At 72.2% G+C, this 14,755-nt stretch carries 15 protein-coding genes and 1 pseudogene; 6 read left to right on the top strand and 10 right to left on the bottom strand.

All coding sequences use genetic code 11. The features are described 5' to 3' along the window. The first annotated feature begins 56 nt into the window (after window positions 1-56). Together L3i22_RS46755 and L3i22_RS46760 are read left to right on the top strand one after the other, a co-directional pair. Complete coding sequence (locus L3i22_RS46755; RefSeq protein ID WP_221323843.1) at window positions 57-1,610, top strand: RNA polymerase sigma factor; 1,554 nt, start codon at window positions 57-59, stop codon at window positions 1,608-1,610. 245 nt (window positions 1,611-1,855) lie between these two features. Then, window positions 1,856-2,098: a hypothetical protein gene (locus L3i22_RS46760; protein ID WP_014694059.1), complete on the top strand. Its 243-nt coding sequence runs from the start codon at window positions 1,856-1,858 to the stop codon at window positions 2,096-2,098. An 865-nt stretch (window positions 2,099-2,963) separates the two neighbouring features. On the opposite strand, the gene L3i22_RS46765 is transcribed toward L3i22_RS46760, so the two are convergent. The 4 genes and pseudogenes from L3i22_RS46765 to L3i22_RS46780 all read right to left on the bottom strand — a co-directional run bounded on the left by L3i22_RS46765 (window position 2,964) and on the right by L3i22_RS46780 (window position 7,264). Then, window positions 2,964-4,541, bottom strand: coding sequence for a GGDEF domain-containing protein (locus L3i22_RS46765; protein ID WP_221323844.1), 1,578 nt, complete (start codon window positions 4,539-4,541; stop codon window positions 2,964-2,966). A 51-nt stretch (window positions 4,542-4,592) separates the two neighbouring features. Then, entirely contained in the window at window positions 4,593-6,323 is a 1,731-nt protein-coding gene (locus L3i22_RS46770; RefSeq protein ID WP_221323845.1) for a DEAD/DEAH box helicase, read from the bottom strand. Window positions 6,324-6,418: 95 nt separating this feature from the next. After that, window positions 6,419-7,032 (bottom strand): annotated as a pseudogene (locus L3i22_RS46775) (trimeric intracellular cation channel family protein). Window positions 7,033-7,039: 7 nt separating this feature from the next. Further along, window positions 7,040-7,264, bottom strand: a complete 225-nt coding sequence (locus L3i22_RS46780) for a DUF3039 domain-containing protein (RefSeq protein ID WP_203745276.1) — start codon at window positions 7,262-7,264, stop codon at window positions 7,040-7,042. Window positions 7,265-7,379: 115 nt separating this feature from the next. Between L3i22_RS46780 and L3i22_RS46785 the strand changes: the two genes are divergently transcribed. Both L3i22_RS46785 and L3i22_RS46790 read left to right on the top strand, forming a co-directional pair. Next, a complete protein-coding gene (locus L3i22_RS46785) occupies window positions 7,380-8,330 on the top strand; it encodes a pseudouridine-5'-phosphate glycosidase (RefSeq protein ID WP_221323846.1) in 951 nt (316 codons plus the stop codon). Between the two features lie 3 nt (window positions 8,331-8,333). Beyond that, window positions 8,334-9,290: a carbohydrate kinase family protein gene (locus L3i22_RS46790; RefSeq protein ID WP_221323847.1), complete on the top strand. Its 957-nt coding sequence runs from the start codon at window positions 8,334-8,336 to the stop codon at window positions 9,288-9,290. Between the two features lie 129 nt (window positions 9,291-9,419). On the opposite strand, the gene L3i22_RS46795 is transcribed toward L3i22_RS46790, so the two are convergent. Together L3i22_RS46795 and L3i22_RS46800 are read right to left on the bottom strand one after the other, a co-directional pair. Continuing rightward, window positions 9,420-9,794 (bottom strand): DUF3099 domain-containing protein, encoded by a 375-nt coding sequence (locus tag L3i22_RS46795; protein WP_221323848.1) that lies wholly within the window; start codon window positions 9,792-9,794, stop codon window positions 9,420-9,422. A 59-nt stretch (window positions 9,795-9,853) separates the two neighbouring features. After that, window positions 9,854-10,438 (bottom strand): HhH-GPD-type base excision DNA repair protein, encoded by a 585-nt coding sequence (locus L3i22_RS46800; RefSeq protein ID WP_221330491.1) that lies wholly within the window; start codon window positions 10,436-10,438, stop codon window positions 9,854-9,856. 57 nt (window positions 10,439-10,495) lie between these two features. Here L3i22_RS46800 and L3i22_RS46805 point away from each other — a divergent pair, with 57 nt between their 5' ends. Further along, entirely contained in the window at window positions 10,496-10,948 is a 453-nt protein-coding gene (locus tag L3i22_RS46805) for a type II toxin-antitoxin system HicB family antitoxin (protein WP_221323849.1), read from the top strand. Next, a complete protein-coding gene (locus L3i22_RS46810) occupies window positions 10,945-11,370 on the top strand; it encodes a hypothetical protein (protein ID WP_221323850.1) in 426 nt (141 codons plus the stop codon). Before L3i22_RS46805 ends, L3i22_RS46810 begins: the two co-directional genes overlap by 4 nt. Before the next feature lie 18 nt (window positions 11,371-11,388). On the opposite strand, the gene L3i22_RS46815 is transcribed toward L3i22_RS46810, so the two are convergent. The 4 genes from L3i22_RS46815 to L3i22_RS46830 form a co-directional block, all read right to left on the bottom strand. Next, on the bottom strand, window positions 11,389-11,895 hold the full coding sequence (locus L3i22_RS46815) for a GAF domain-containing protein (protein ID WP_221323851.1): 507 nt from the start codon (window positions 11,893-11,895) through the stop codon (window positions 11,389-11,391). Continuing rightward, entirely contained in the window at window positions 11,892-12,155 is a 264-nt protein-coding gene (locus tag L3i22_RS46820; protein WP_255657679.1) for a hypothetical protein, read from the bottom strand. The genes L3i22_RS46815 and L3i22_RS46820 overlap by 4 nt, the downstream gene beginning before the upstream one ends. A gap of 232 nt (window positions 12,156-12,387) precedes the next feature. Further along, the gene (locus L3i22_RS46825) at window positions 12,388-12,663 is read right to left on the bottom strand and encodes a hypothetical protein (RefSeq protein WP_221323853.1); all 276 of its coding nucleotides are present in this window, start codon (window positions 12,661-12,663) and stop codon (window positions 12,388-12,390) included. Next, the gene (locus L3i22_RS46830) at window positions 12,644-14,716 is read right to left on the bottom strand and encodes a chemotaxis protein CheA (RefSeq protein ID WP_221323854.1); all 2,073 of its coding nucleotides are present in this window, start codon (window positions 14,714-14,716) and stop codon (window positions 12,644-12,646) included. The genes L3i22_RS46825 and L3i22_RS46830 overlap by 20 nt, the downstream gene beginning before the upstream one ends. Window positions 14,717-14,755: the final 39 nt, after the last annotated feature.

The raw sequence follows: 14,755 nt of genomic DNA on the forward strand, positions 1-14,755 counted from the left end.
GCGTGCTGCGCTGGAACATGGCCGTGCCCAAACTCATCGCCTCCGGAAGGTCATTCGTGACAGAAGCCCACCAGAACGGTGCCGACGTTCGCTCTCTCACCGAGGCCTTGATCACCCATGCTCAGGGTGCTGGCGGGCAGCTCACATCGGCTCAGGTAGCGCACACGCTGGAGTCCGCCGCAGTCAATCCCGCACAGGCCAAGAAGATCCTGCGCGGGCTGGTGGACGCCGGCATCACCGTCGTCGTCGACGGCTCGGTCAGCACCCGGCGTACCAAGGTGGCGGCAGCCCGCTCCGCCACCCCCGCGTCGAAGGCGACCACCGCCAAGGCCGCCCCGGTGAAGAAGACGACGTCCGCTCCGAAACAGGCCGCCCCGGCCGGGGACAAGCCCGCGCCGGTGCGCAAGGCCACCGCGGCCGCCGCCAAGGCCGTCCCCGCCAAGAAGGCCGCCACCGCCAAGGCCTCCCCGGCCAAGGCCGCCAAGCCCGGCGAGGAGGGTCCCGAGGGCGAGGAGATCGACCCCGAGGAACTCGCCGCCGCCATCGAGGACGTGGTGGTCGAGGAGCCGGCAGCGGTGGTCGCGGCCGCCGCGGCCGACGCCGCCAGCTCGGCCACCGACGGCGACTTCGAGTGGGACGACGAGGAGTCCGAGGCCCTCAAGCAGGCCCGCCGGGACGCCGAGCTGACCGCCTCGGCCGACTCGGTCCGCGCCTACCTCAAGCAGATCGGCAAGGTTCCGCTGCTCAACGCGGAGCAGGAGGTCGAGCTCGCCAAGCGGATCGAGGCCGGTCTCTACGCCGCCGAGCGGCTGCGCGCCGCCGAGGAGGGCGAGGAGGCGCTCGAACGCAACTTCGAGCGCGACCTCAAGTGGATCAACCGGGACGGCGAGCGGGCGAAGAATCACCTGCTCGAGGCGAACCTGCGGCTCGTGGTCTCGCTGGCCAAGCGGTACACCGGTCGTGGCATGGCGTTCCTGGACCTGATCCAGGAGGGCAACCTCGGCCTGATCCGCGCGGTCGAGAAGTTCGACTACACCAAGGGCTACAAGTTCTCGACCTACGCGACGTGGTGGATCCGCCAGGCCATCACCCGCGCGATGGCCGACCAGGCCCGCACCATCCGCATCCCGGTGCACATGGTCGAGGTCATCAACAAGCTCGGCCGCATCCAGCGTGAGCTGCTCCAGGACCTGGGCCGCGAGCCCACCCCGGAAGAGCTCGCCAAGGAAATGGACATCACGCCGGAGAAGGTGCTGGAGATCCAGCAGTACGCGCGTGAGCCCATCTCGCTGGACCAGACCATCGGCGACGAGGGCGACAGCCAGCTCGGTGACTTCATCGAGGACTCCGAGGCGGTCGTCGCGGTCGACGCGGTCTCCTTCTCGCTGCTGCAGGACCAGCTCCAGCAGGTCCTGCAGACGCTCTCCGAGCGGGAGGCGGGCGTGGTCCGGCTGCGGTTCGGCCTGACCGACGGGCAGCCGCGCACCCTGGACGAGATCGGCCAGGTGTACGGCGTGACCCGCGAGCGGATCCGTCAGATCGAGTCCAAGACGATGTCGAAGCTCCGGCACCCGTCACGGTCGCAGGTTCTGCGCGACTACCTCGACTAGGACTTTCAGTCAACATTACGTGTCCATTTGGTCACCACCCGTACATCAACGGGTGGTGATCAGACCGTTGTGCAGAAGTGATCGTTGACGTGGCACCCTGGGATCACGGCACACTAGTCGGAACCGGGTGTGACCTCGGTCCCCCCGGGGCACTTCGGGAAGGCCGCAAGGGTGCAGCGTGTTGCACCATGTGTTAGCAGTAGCCGAGGAACATGTTCATCGGTGACGAACAGAGGAGGAAGGCGATGACCCCGACTCTCACGCCGCCAGCGGGAAGCCTGGCCGGCACAGCAGCCGATGAACGGTGCGACCGCTGCAATGCAGCAGGGAAGCTCCGTTTGACCCTGGCTGGTGGTGGTGACCTCGTTTTCTGCGGCCACCACGCCAACCGTTACGCCGAGGACCTGGTGAAGATCGCGGTGCAGTTCTCCGCCGATCCGGAATTCACCTGGCGCGGCGCGAACATGATGTCGAACTCCAGCAACTAACAGCAACAGCGGTCCCCCAAAACTGAAAACGCTTGACCCCAGGGGCGCCTCCCGCGAGGCGCCCCTTCAGCGTGTGCTCTTAAAGATCTTTATTGCCTCGGCTGCGGCCAATAACTGATCGTCGCTCCCGCGGGGACCCTTCCGGGCCTCGCAGGGCGCTGGCGCGCCCAGAACGCGAGGCCCTACAGGGCGACGTCCGCGGGTGGTTGCGGTTTCAAAGGACCCACGCGACCCGGGTGCCGGGTCGCGTCCCAGCCGCGCCTCACGGTCCTAGCAGCGCCACACAGCGCCGCCCGCCAGCACCGCACCACCCCGCCAGCCCCGAGAGCACCGCACGGCCCGACCAGCGCCACACCGCCCAGCCAGCGCCACACCGCGCCAGCACCGCACGACTCGACCAGCGCTACACGGCCCGACCGGCGGCTGCCATGCCTGGGTCTGCCCCGAGCTTAGGGCGTGGCCGGCACGCATTCGTGGTTATCCACAGCGGGCGGTTATCCACAGGGCGGCCACGTGATCTTCGGACTTTTTGGGAGAATGGTCAGTGGTGGCTCCCCCAGGGTGGGTGGGCCCTGCCAGCCGGCCGGAGAGCCAGGATCCGTCAGGACAATGCCGAGCCTGGGCCATGCCAGGCCATGCCAGGCGAGCCGCGAGCCCGGCAGACCGCGAGCCCGGCCAGACCGCGAGCCGGACCAGACCGCGAGCCCGGCCAGACCGCGAGCCCGGCCAGACCGCGAGCCCGGCCAGACCGCGAGCCCGGCCAGACCGCGAGCCCGGCCAGACCGCGAGTGGGGCGGGGTGAGCTGTGCCGGCAACGGGGCGGGGCGAGCCGGGGCGGGGCGGTGGCTGTGGTGGGGCTGGTGGGTCAGGCGGCTTGGGTGGTGGAGTGGGGGGTGTCCAGCTCGGCGCCGTCGCCGCCGTGGCGTTTGATGCGGTACATGGCCTCGTCGGCCCGGGTCAGCAGGGTGGGCAGGTCGGTGGAGGAGCCGAGGGCTATTCCCACGCTCACCGTGGCTATGCAGTCGGGGATCTCGCGGACGGCCAGGACCATGCGGGAGGCCACCGACACGGCCGTCTCCGGGTCGGACAGCAGCGCCGCGAACTCGTCGCCGCCCAGCCGGGCCACCAGGTCGCCGGGGGCCACCTGGGCGGCCAGCGCCGCCGCGATCGCGCGGAGGGCCGCGTCGCCGGCCGCGTGGCCGCGGGTGTCGTTGATCACCTTGAACTTGTCGGTGTCGATCAGCAGGACCGCGACCGGGCCGGGGCGGGTGGCGGCCAGGCCGGTCGCGCGGTCGAAGGCGCGCCGGTTGGCGATGCCGGTCAGCGGGTCCAGGTCGGCGGCGCGGGCGACCTGCTCGTGCTGGGTCCGCAGCACGGCCAGGTCGTGCATGGTCCGGGCGGCGTGCAGGGTGTTGAGGCGCTGCCGCCAGAGCGCGACGGCCAGGCTGTCCCCGTAGGCGAGGGTCGACCCGGCGTCCTCCGAGCCGAGGTGGGCCAGGAGCACCGCCCGGGTCCGGTGGGTGCTCGCGGACACCAGCCAGTCGGCGTCCGGCGGCAGTTCCGTCACGGCCTGCGCGAGGACGGCCAGGGCGGCCTCGGGCTGCCCGGAGCGTTTCAGGGCGACCGCGTAGAACGGGCGGCTGAGGGCGAGCGCGTCCGGGGCGAAGCCGCTCTGCCGCAGCCGGCCGATGACGCGTTCGATGTCGACGGCGGCACCGGCCGGGTCGTACCGGTCGGCGCGGGCGCACGCGGCGTAGAGCAGGGCGTTGTCGCGCCAGACGGCCGCGTCGTCGCCGGAGACCTCGCCGGCGGCCTGGGTGGCGTACCGCTCGGCCTCGGCGGTGTGCGCCTCCGCCTCGGTGATCCGCTGGATCTGGTAGAGCTCGAGCGCCCAGCGCAGGTGCATCTCGGCGAGGTTGAGCAGCCACATCGCGCGGTTGCCGTTCTGCTCGCCGTCCGCGGCGCTCATCTCGTAGGCACGCCGGAACTGCGGCTCCACCAGTTCGTACAGTCGCAGTTCGTAGTAGCCGATGGCGACCGCGATGCGGGAGTTGACGGCGGCCACCGGGTCCGCCTCGCCCTCGGCGAGCATCTCCGCGGCGACCAGGTCGTGCAGTACGCCGTCCAGGTCGTGCTCGGCGGCGTCCAGCTCGCCGAGCCGCAGCCGCTGCCAGGCCCGGCTGGCCAGGGCGCACGCCTGCCAGCCGCCGCTGTCCTCGCGTCGCGCGGCGGTCAGCATCGGCTCGACGGCGGCGATCGCGCCGCGCGGGTCGGACTGCGCGATGTGCGCGACGACCCGGACGAAGTGCATGCAGGCGGGCCCGTCGGCCGGGTCGCCGGTGCCGGCCCGCAGGACGGTCTCGGCCTCGGCCAGCGCGCCGGCCGCGTCGCCGGTCTGCGCCCGCTCCAGCAGACGTACCGCCTGCTGTGTGATCTCCCGCATCGGCACCTCCCCAGGGGGCCTATCGACCGCCGAAAGACCCAGACGAGGGATCTACAGCGTCTGGATCGTCGCGATCCGCTCCTCGAGCTGCTCGATCGTGGCCTGGGCGCTGGGCGGCCCGCCGCAGAGCCGACGCAGCTCGGCGTGGATCTTCCCGTGCGGCAGGTTGGTCCGGTGGTGGTGCGCCGCGACCAGGGTGTTCAGCTGGCGGCGCAGGGTGGCCCGGCGCTCCCCCGCGCTCATCGGCACGACCGGCTCGCGCGGCGGCGGCTCCGGCGCGTTCTTCGCCGCCTCCTGGGTCTGCCGCTTCTGCGAGGCCATCTGCTCGGTCTGCCGCTTGTTCAGCAGCATCGAGACCTCGTCCGGGGTGAGCAGCCCGGGCAGGCCGAGGTAGTCGGCCTCCTCGGCGGTGCCGGTCCGGGCCGGCAGGCCGAACGACGCGCCGTCGTAGATGACTTCCTGCAGCTCGGCGGTCGCGGACAGCGCCTCGAACTGCTTCTCCAGGTCGCCGATCGCGTCCTCGGACTTCTGCGCCCGCTCCAGCATCTCGTCGTCCAGCCCGTCCTTCTCCTTGGGCGCGCCGAGCACGTGGTTGCGTTCCGCCTCCATCTCGCTGGCCAGCCCGAGCAGGTGCGGGACGCTGGGCAGGAAGACGGTGGCGGTCTCGCCGGGCTGCCGGGACCGCACGAAACGGCCGATCGCCTGGGCGAAGTAGAGCGGGGTGGAGGCGCTCGTGGCGTAGACGCCGACGGCCAGGCGCGGGATGTCGACGCCCTCGGACACCATCCGGACGGCGACCATCCAGAGCTTGTCGGAGGCGGCGAACTCGGCGATCCGGCCGGAGGCGCCGTCGTCGTCGGAGAGGACCACGGTCGGGGCCTCGCCGGTCAGGTCGTGCAGGAGCTTCGCGTACGCCCGGGCGGCGGTCTGGTCGCTCGCGATGACCAGGCCACCGGCGTCCGGCATGCCCTCACGGACCCGTAGGAGCCGGTTGTGGGCGGCGCCCATCACCTGGGGCATCCACTCGCCGCGGTGGTCCAGCGCGGTCCGCCAGGCCTGCGCGATCAGATCCTTGGTCATCGGCTCGCCGAGGCGGGCGGCCAGTTCGTCGCCGGCGTTCGTACGCCAGCGGGTCTCCCCCGAGTACGCCATGAACATGACCGGCCGCACGACCCGGTCCTTGAGCGCGTCGGCGTAGCCGTACACCGAGTCGGCCTTGGACCGCTGGATCCCGTCCATGCCGCGCTCGTACTGGACGAACGGGATCGGGTTCTCGTCGGAGCGGAACGGGGTCCCGGTGAGCAGCAGCCGCCGCTCGGCCGGCTCGAACGCGTCCTTGACCCCGTCGCCCCAGCTCCGCGAGTCGCCGGCGTGGTGGATCTCGTCCAGGATGACCAGGGTACGGCGGGTGATCGTGCGCCGCTTGTGCACCTGCGGGGCCATGCCGACCTGGGCGTAGGTGACCACCGCGCCGTGGAAGTCGCTCGACGAGTGGATCTCGGCGTTGCGGAACTTCGGGTCGAGCTGGATGCCGACCCGGGCCGCCGCGTGCGACCACTGCGTCTTCAGGTGCTCGGTCGGGCAGACCACGGTGACCGCGTCGATCGTGCCGTCGTTCAGCATCTCCGCCGCGAGGCGCAGGGCGAACGTGGTCTTGCCGGCGCCGGGCGTCGCCACGGCCATGAAGTCCTCGGACCGGCGGCGCAGGTACTCCACCATCGCCTTGCGCTGCCATGCCCGCAGGGGCGGGAAGGTCTCCAGATTCGGCACAGACGGGCTCAAGCTCCGGTGATCCCTTCAATCCATGGAAAAACCCCCGCGGCACAGGTCGCGGAGGCGAGGCCCCAGCATAGCCGCGGCGAGGTGCGATTCGCCGGTTACGGCACCGCCACGGGCGCCGACCATCGACGGTAGAGCGCGAGCAGGCGCACCCCGGTCATCAATGCCGCAGCGCCGACCAGCGGAATCAGGCCGGTGTGGCCGAGCCGCTGAAGAATGGTGACGAGAATCGCCCCGCCGAGGGCGACGATCGCGTAGATGTCGCGTTGGAGCACGATCGGGATCTCCCCGGTGAGCAGATCCCGGGTCAGGCCGCCGCCGATCGCGGTGAGCATGCCGAGCAGGCACGCTCCGACCGCGGGCACCCCGGCGGCCAGCGCCTTCGCCGTGCCGGTCGCGGTGAACAGGCCGAGGCCGGCCGCGTCCAGGACGAGAACCGTCCGCCGCACCGGTTCAGTCTCGGGTGCAGCCAGAAGACCGCGACCGAGGCCAGCACCGCGGTCACCGCGTATCGCCAGTCGGCGAAGGCCAGCGGTGGGACGGCACCGATCGTCAGGTCGCGCAGGATGCCACCGCCGAGAGCCGACGCGAAGCCGACGAACGCCACCCCGAACAGGTCGAGGCGCTTCGCGACGCCGGCCGAGGCGCCGGAGGCGGCGAACACCGCCACCCCGATCAGATCCGCGACGAGCAGTCCGTATCCGCCCGCCACGCTCCGGTCAGGCCTTCATGGCTTCGTAGATCTCCTTGCACTGCGGGCAGACCGGCGAGCCCTTCTTCGGGGTCTTGGTCACCGGGAAGGTCTCACCGCAGAGGGCCACCACGAAGCTGCCCATGACCGCGCTCTCGGCGATCTTTTCCTTGCGCACGTAGTGGAACATCTCGGGACCGGTGTCGGCGTCCTTGGTCTCCGGACGCTCCAGGATCTGGGTGCTCACGGGTATCTGCCCTTCACGAGATCGTTTAGTCACGGAGCAAGCTCCGACCGACAAGTCTGACACCTCACGCCGGGTCGGTCCAACGGCAACCGCGCTGGTCGGCACCGTACCGTTGGTCAACGTGACTGACTTCGCTATTCAGTACGGCGAGCACGTGACCCGTGCCCGCCGGGACGGCCGGCCCGTCGTGGCCTTGGAGAGCACCATCATCTCGCACGGCCTGCCGCATCCGGACAATCTGCGGGTGGCGCGCGAGATCGAGCAGACCGTCCGGGACAACGGCGCCGTCCCGGCGACCATCGGCATGATCGGCGGCCGGCTGATCGCCGGCCTGGACGACGCGCAGATCGAGCACCTGGCGCTCGCCGGCGACGTGGCCAAGCTCTCGGTGCGGGACCTGGCGATCGCCGCCGCCCGGGGCGTCGACGGCGCCACCACGGTCGCCGCCACCAGCGCGGTCGCCGCCGCGGCCGGGATCGGCGTGTTCGCCACCGGTGGCCTGGGCGGGGTGCACCGCGAGGCGAACCTCACGTTCGACGAGTCCGCCGACCTGACCGCGCTGGCCCGGACCCCGATCGTGGTGGTCTGCGCCGGGGTCAAGTCGATCCTCGACGTGGGCGCGACCCTGGAGCGGCTGGAGACCCTGGGCGTCTCGGTGGCCGGGTACGGCACGAAGCGCTTCCCCGGCTTCTTCATCACCGACGGCGGTTTCGACGTCGACTGGCAGCTGGACTCGCCGCGGGAGGTGGCCGACTTCATCCGGGCCCGCCGCGACCAGGACGTCACCAGCGGCGCGCTGGTGCTGGCCAACCCGCTGCCGCTCGACGAGCAGCTGGACCCGGCGCTGCACGACCGGACTCTGGCGTCCGGGCTGGCGGCGCTGGCCGAGGAGGGCGTCACCGGCAAGGCGGTCACCCCGTTCCTGCTGGCGCACTTCCACGCCAGCACCGACGGGCAGAGCCTGGCCACCAACGTGCGGATCATCCTGCGCAACGCCGCCCTGGCCGCGCGGATCGCCGCGGCGGAGAACGCCGGGACGGCCGCGCCGCTGGGCTTCTCCGTGCCGGCCTGAGCCATGGGGACCGTGATCGTCGTCGGTGACCTGGTCACCGACGTGCTGGTCGAGCACGACGGGCCGATCCGGGCCGGTTCGGACACCGCCGCCGCGATCCGGGTGAGCGGCGGCGGTCAGGCGGCCAACACGGCCGCCTGGCTGGCCCGGGCCGGTCGGGCGACCACCCTGGTAGCCGCGGTCGGGGCCGACCAGGCCGGCCGGGACCGGGTCGCCGAGCTGGTCACGGCCGGGGTCGGGGACGCGATCCAGGTCCGGGCCGGGGCGGTGACCGGGAGCGTGGTGGTGCTGACCGGCGCCGACGAACGCACCATGATCACCGATCGGGGCGCGTGCCTGCTGCTCGATCCGGAGCACGTGACCGCGGCGATCCGGGCCGCGGCGCCCGGCGGCCACCTGCATCTCTCCGGGTATCCGCTGCTGCACGCCGGGTCCCGGCCGGCGGGCCTGGCGGCCCTCACGGCCGCGAAAGATCAGGGAATCACGGTGAGCGTCGACGCGGCCTCCGCTGCTCCGTTGCGCGACGCCGGGGCCGAGCTTTTCCTTGCTTGGGTACGTGGGGTGGACCTGCTCCTCTGCAACGCGGACGAGGCCACGGTCCTGGCCGGGCCCGGTGACGCCGTTGCCCAGGCGTCCCGGCTGACCGAGTTCGTTCAGCACGCGGTGGTGAAGCGGGGTGCCGGTGGCGCGGTGTGGGCGTCCCGGGACGGCTCGTCGTGGTCGGTGCCGGGCGTGCCGGTGCCGGTCAAGGACCCGACCGGCGCGGGTGACGCGTTCGCCGCGGGTCTGCTGGCCGCCTGGCTCGCCGGGGCCGCCCCGCCGGACGCGCTGACCTCCGGCGCCGCCCTGGGAGCCGCGGCCGTCCAGCACGTCGGCGCCCGCCCGCCCCGGCCCGTCGGCCTGGACCGCGACACGCGGCTGGGCCCTGACCCGGCAGCCGGGTCGCGGGGGTCCTTTTAAACCGCGACCACCCTCGGACGTCGCCCTTTCGGGTCTCGCGTTCTGGGCGCCCCGCGCCCTTGCGAGGCCCGGAAGGGTCCCCGCGGGAGCGACGATCAGTTATTGGCCGCAGCCGAGGCAAGAAATGATTTAAAGGGTTTTGTCGGGCTGGACCACGTCGGAGTCGATGGTGACCGGCTCCGGCGGCGCCTCGGCCGACGGCTCGGTGAGCGCGCGCTGGTGGCGCTGGCGGGCCGCCACGTCGGCGAGGCGCTCGGCCTTCGTCTTGGGCGCGCGGTCGTTGGCGATCAGCACGGCCATCCAGGGCAGCAGGACCATGCCGGTCACGCAGAGGGTGAGCCAGATCGGCAGCAGGGGAACCTTGAGGCTGACCAGCACGCCGCCGATGATCAGGCAGGCGACCCGGGCGCTCATCATCGTGATGTAGCGGACCTCCCGGCTCCGCAGCTGATCGCTGGGGCTCCGGGCGGCATTCGTGATGACCACCGAGGGCTGCTTCTTCACAGGGGTCTCCGTCCGACCCCGCCATCCTCGCACCGGGCCGGGCGCAATGGCCACTCGGCCTATCCCTTTGCCGCTTTGGCCTCGGCTTTCGCCGCCCGCTTGTACTCCCGGACCTTGGTCAGGGACTCGTCGTCGACGATGTCGGCGACCGAGCGGTAGGCACCCTCGTCGCCGTAGCCGCCCGCGGCCTCGCGCCAGCCGGCCGGCCGGACCGCGAGCTGCTTGCCGAGCAGCGCGACGAAGATCTGCGCCTTCTGCTTGCCGAAGCCGGGCAGCGCGAAGATCCGCCGGTACAGCTCGGCGCCGGTCGGCGCGTCCCGCCAGAGGGCCGCGACGTCGCCCTGGTACTGATCGGCGAGCACCCGGCAGACCTCCTGCACCCGGCCGGCCATCGCCTTCGGGAAGCGGTGCAGCGCGGGCGGGGTCGCGAACAGCTCGAGCAGCGCGTCCGGGTCGAAGTCGGCGAGCTCGGTCACGGTCGGCTGGTGACCCAGCCGCTGGGTCAGCACGAGCGGCGAGGTGAACGCCTTCTCCATGGTGATCTGCTGGTCCAGGACCAGGCCGAGCAGGACGGCCAGGGGATCCCGGTCCAGCAGCGCGTTGGCCTCGGCCGGGATGGGCAGGGAGAACGTCATGTCGCCCATCTTCCACCACGCGGGAGTCATGGATCGGGCGTACGTCAAGTACTTGACGTACTTGGGGTGGCACGGCAGGCTTGCGGTGGAGGGGATGGTGTGATGTCGGCGGTTCACTACGAAAGCTACACAGAGGCCCGGACTCATCTGAAGGCTCTGCTGGACGCGGCCGAGCGGGGGCGCGTGGCGACGGTCCGGCGGGATTCGCGGCGGACGGCCTTCGTCGATCAGGAGCGGCTGCGGTATTTCCTCGCGGCCGTGACCCCCGCGCGGGCCGAGATCGTGGCCGAGGACGGCGGGTGGTCGGTCTTCATTCCCGGCCTGCCCGTGGCCGCCGACGGCACGACCGTCGACGAGGCTCTCGATGAAATGGTCCTCGCCCTCCGCGAATACGCCGAGGACTGGCAGGATCACCTGCTCGACGCGCCGAACCATGCCGCGAACTGGGGGCTGGTCCAGCTGATCTGCCTCAGTGACGACGCTCAACTGGGCGACTGGCTGGTCGGGACCGGGCGATGACCTGGCCTCAGCCGACCCGTCAGTTGCACGAGAAGTTCTGCACCGTCGAGGGCTGGGATCGCGTCCGCGACGCCCGTGGACGAACCGGCACCCACCACCGCACCTACGAGCTGCACCTCCGCGATGGCCGCGTCTTGCGCACCCGGGTCTCCCACCCCGTCGATCGGACCACCTACGGGTCACGCATCTGGGCCCACATCCTGCGGGATCAGCTCGACGTCAAGGCCGCCGAGTTCTGGGACTGTGTCCAGGACGGCGTCAGACCGGATCGCGGCATCCCGGAAACCCCGGCGGAGTCACTCCCCCTCGAGCTCGTCCACCTGCTGATCCACCGCGTCGGCCTCACCGAGGCCGAGGTGGCCGCGATGACCAGGGACGAGGCCGCCGGCCGGCTGAGCCGGTTCTGGGCCGAGGGCGCATAGGAGCGGGCCGGGAGAAACTCATCCCGGGTCGGCGCGTTCCTCGATGCGGCGGACCGTTTCGCCGGCCATCTCGGTGAGGTATTCCAGGTCGAGATCATTGAAGCTGCGGCGGCGCAGGTCCAGGGCGCACAGGCCGCCGAGCACGAAGCCGGTCGAGGAGATCAGCGGCGCGCCGATGTACGACCGCACCCCCTCCACCGTGACCAGCGGGTTGGCGTGGTGCTCGGGGTCGGTGGTGAAGTCGCCGACGGTCCGCGCCGAGCGCTCGGCCAGCAGCGAGGTGCAGAACGCCCACTCGATCGGGATGCCGTTCGCCTCGGTGATCCACTCCGGCACCGGGCCGCACCCGGCCAGGAACACCTGGGCGTCGTCGAGCAGCGCGTCGGCCAGGGCGAACGGCGTGCCGAGCCGGTTGGCCACCGACTTGACCACGTCGCCGAGGTAGTCCCGGTTCTCCTCCCGGTCCAGGCCGAGCCGGGCCACCTCGCGGAGCCGCTCCCGGTCGCGCAGCGGGGGTGCCTTCATGACTGGGCCGTCCGGGCCAGCGCCTCGTACGTGATCAGCCGCACCTTCAGCGACCGGCCGGCCACCCGGCTCAGCTCGCCCACCTCCATCACGTGCTCGGCCACCCGGCGCAGGTCGGCGGGGCTGGTGACCGGCCGTTCCAGCCCGAGCGACTGCACGGCGAGGCCCCACAGCCCCTCGGCCATCTTCGGACCGACCAGGTCAGCGAAGGCCTTGACCGCGTCCTCCTCGGTCGGCACCTCCTGGCCGTAGTCCTCCATGCGAGCCATCGTGAAGCCCTCTTCCCCTGCTCGGAACAGTTCGATCAACGGTTCGTTGGCGGCGTGCTCGTCCGTGCCGGTCCGCGTTTCGTGGGTGATCGCTCAGACCCGGACCTCCGCGGCGCCGGCCTGGCCCCGGACTGATCGCAGAGGTCGGCGACCGCGTCCGCCACATGGTCCAACATCTGACGGCCGGTGTCCTGGAACTGGGCATCACCGACCGATCCGGTGGTCATCGCGGTTCGGCCCCCGGCCGGCTGTCGTCCCCGCCGCCGGCCTCCAGCAGCGGAAGCACCTGCGCCGCCAGGAAGGCGTCCTTCGGCGCCGCGGAGATCTTCGGCCGGAAACGCAGCAGGGCCTGGAGCGCGGCGGTGTGCAGATGGCCGCAGCGGCGCAGGCTGACCCGGGGGCGGCGGCTCGCGCGCAGCCAGCCGACGAGCTGCTCCACCTCGTCGACCGTGACCACCCCGATCAGGCTCGCGTTCTCGTCATGCAGTTCGAGCGGCAAGGCCGAGCACCTCCGTCAGGTTCAGCACCAGCAGCACCCGGCCGTCGCCGAGCAGGGCGGTGCCGGCGAACTCGTCGGCGTAGGCGAGCAGGCCGGCCATCGGCTTGAGCAGCACGTCGACCTCGCGGTGGAACCGCTCGACGAGCAGGCCGGCCCGCTGCCCGTGCACGGTGACCACGAGCACCGCGCGATCCTGGCCGGCCGGCGGTGACCAGGGCAGTTCCAGGGCGCGGGCCAGGTCGATCACCGGCACCGCCGCGCCGCGCAGCGTCACCACGTCCTGGTGCAGCACCCGGCCGAGCTCGGCGGCCGGCACCCGGACCGTCTCCACCACCAGGTCGACCGGGACGCCGAACCGTTGCCCGGCCACGCTGACCACGATCACCCGGGTGATCGCCACGGACCGCGGCAGCCGCAGCCGGAACGTGCTGCCGTGCCCCGGCTCGGAGTGGACGGTCACGGTGCCGCCGAGCTTCGCCACGCCGGTCCGCACCGCGTCCAGCCCGGCGGTGGAGAATCCCGGGCGGAAGATCAGATCTGCCGCCTCGCTGTCGCTCATCGCCGCCAGCTCCGCTTCGGCGATCAGACCCTGGGCGTACGCCGTTTGCCGGGCCCGTGCGGGATCCACGCCCCGTCCGTCGTCGGAGACCTCGACCAGCACCGCGTCTCCGTCGGCGACCGCCGCGAGGGTCAGCCGGGCGGTGCCCGGCTTGCCGGCGGCGGCCCGTTCCGCGGCGGTCTCGATCCCGTGATCGAGGCTGTTGCGGACCAGGCGGGTCAGCGGTTCGCCGAGCGCCTCGACGACGTCCCGGTCGGCCGTCGTGTCGTCGCCCTCGGTGACCAGCTCGACGGGCTTGCCCAGCCGCCGCCCCAGGTCCTGGACCAGCCGCGGGAGGCGGCCGAAGGCGACCGCGAGCGGCAGCGTCCGGAGGTCCAGCACGGCCGCTCGCAGCTCCTCGGCGATCCGGTGCAGGCCCGCGTGCTGGTCCCGGATCCGGCGGCTCAGCGCCCGGCTGCCGGCCTCCTCCTCGGCGGCCGCGGCCAGGAAGGTGAGGCCGTTCGTGGCCACGGTCAGTTCGCCGGCCAGGTCCAGCAGCCGGTCCACCTGCTCCTGGGCGACCGTGACCACCCGGGCGCCGGCCGGGCCACCGGGTTCCTCGGCCTCGGTCGGGGTGACGGCCGGCGGGCTGGCGGCCGGTTCGTCCGGGGCGGTGCCGGTCAGGTCGAGCGGGACGTCCGGGGCGCCGGTGGGTGAGGTGACCGCCAGGTGGTGGTTGAGCGCGGCGGCGTCCAGTTCGACGACGCTGACCTCGTCCGGGACGTAGCGGAACAGGTGGCGCAGCTCGCCGAGCGAGGCCCGGGTGGCGACGACGAAGGCGAGCAGGCAGGCGTGCTCGTCGTACTCGTCGCGCGGCGGCCACCGCTCCGGGGTGATCACCGCGAGCCGGTCCAGACCGGGCACCTGGCGGATCAGGTGCAGCGGGTCCTCGGCGCGGAAGAAGCAGTCCCGGGCCGGCCGGTAGTGGACGAAGCGCAGCGTGGACGTGGTGGTGGCGAGCCAGCTCGCGGTGGTGGCCAGCCACTCCGGGGCGAGGTGGGCGAGCCAGTCCGGGGGTGGGTCCACCCGCCGTACGGCAAACCGCTCTTGATCTTGATCGGGGGTTGCCGGACCGCCCAGTGGCGACCGCAGCCGGGAGATCAGCCCGGCGGCGTCCCGGCCGGCCGTCGCCGGCAGGCGCTCGTGCGCGGCGACGTGCGCCAGCCAGCCGCGGATCAGGTCGAACGCGGCCAGCAGGTCGTCGGCCGTCCCGGGGTCCAGCGCCAGCCGCCCGCCGCGGACCGCGTCCAGCAGGTCCTCGGCGGCGTGCGTGAGCCGGGTCAGCTCCGGGAGGTCGAACAGCCCGGACGCGCCCTTGACCGTGTGCGTGGCCCGGAACGGCTCGTCGGCCAGCCCCGGGTCGCCGGGGTCCCGCGCGAGCCGCAGCAGGCCGGCGTCGACCGCGGCGAGCAGGTCGCCGGCCTCGGCGAGAAACTGGGCGAGCAACGGGTTCACGCCACCGTCCCCTTCGCTGTGGCCCGGATCGGGATGCGC

The sequence above is a fragment of the Actinoplanes sp. L3-i22 genome (assembly GCF_019704555.1).
Classification (GTDB): domain Bacteria; phylum Actinomycetota; class Actinomycetes; order Mycobacteriales; family Micromonosporaceae; genus Actinoplanes.

What these genes read in the sequence shown, in the direction of transcription:
- L3i22_RS46800 (WP_221330491.1), bottom strand. Translation starts at nt 10,438, where the DNA reads ATGGGCGACATGACGTTCTCCCTGCCCATCCCGGCCGAGGCCAACGCG.
- L3i22_RS46815 (WP_221323851.1), bottom strand. Translation starts at nt 11,895, where the DNA reads ATGAAGGCACCCCCGCTGCGCGACCGGGAGCGGCTCCGCGAGGTGGCC.
- L3i22_RS46820 (WP_255657679.1), bottom strand. Translation starts at nt 12,155, where the DNA reads ATGGAGGACTACGGCCAGGAGGTGCCGACCGAGGAGGACGCGGTCAAG.
- L3i22_RS46760 (WP_014694059.1), top strand. Translation starts at nt 1,856, where the DNA reads ATGACCCCGACTCTCACGCCGCCAGCGGGAAGCCTGGCCGGCACAGCA.
- L3i22_RS46810 (WP_221323850.1), top strand. Translation starts at nt 10,945, where the DNA reads ATGACCTGGCCTCAGCCGACCCGTCAGTTGCACGAGAAGTTCTGCACC.
- L3i22_RS46790 (WP_221323847.1), top strand. Translation starts at nt 8,334, where the DNA reads ATGGGGACCGTGATCGTCGTCGGTGACCTGGTCACCGACGTGCTGGTC.
- L3i22_RS46765 (WP_221323844.1), bottom strand. Translation starts at nt 4,541, where the DNA reads ATGCGGGAGATCACACAGCAGGCGGTACGTCTGCTGGAGCGGGCGCAG.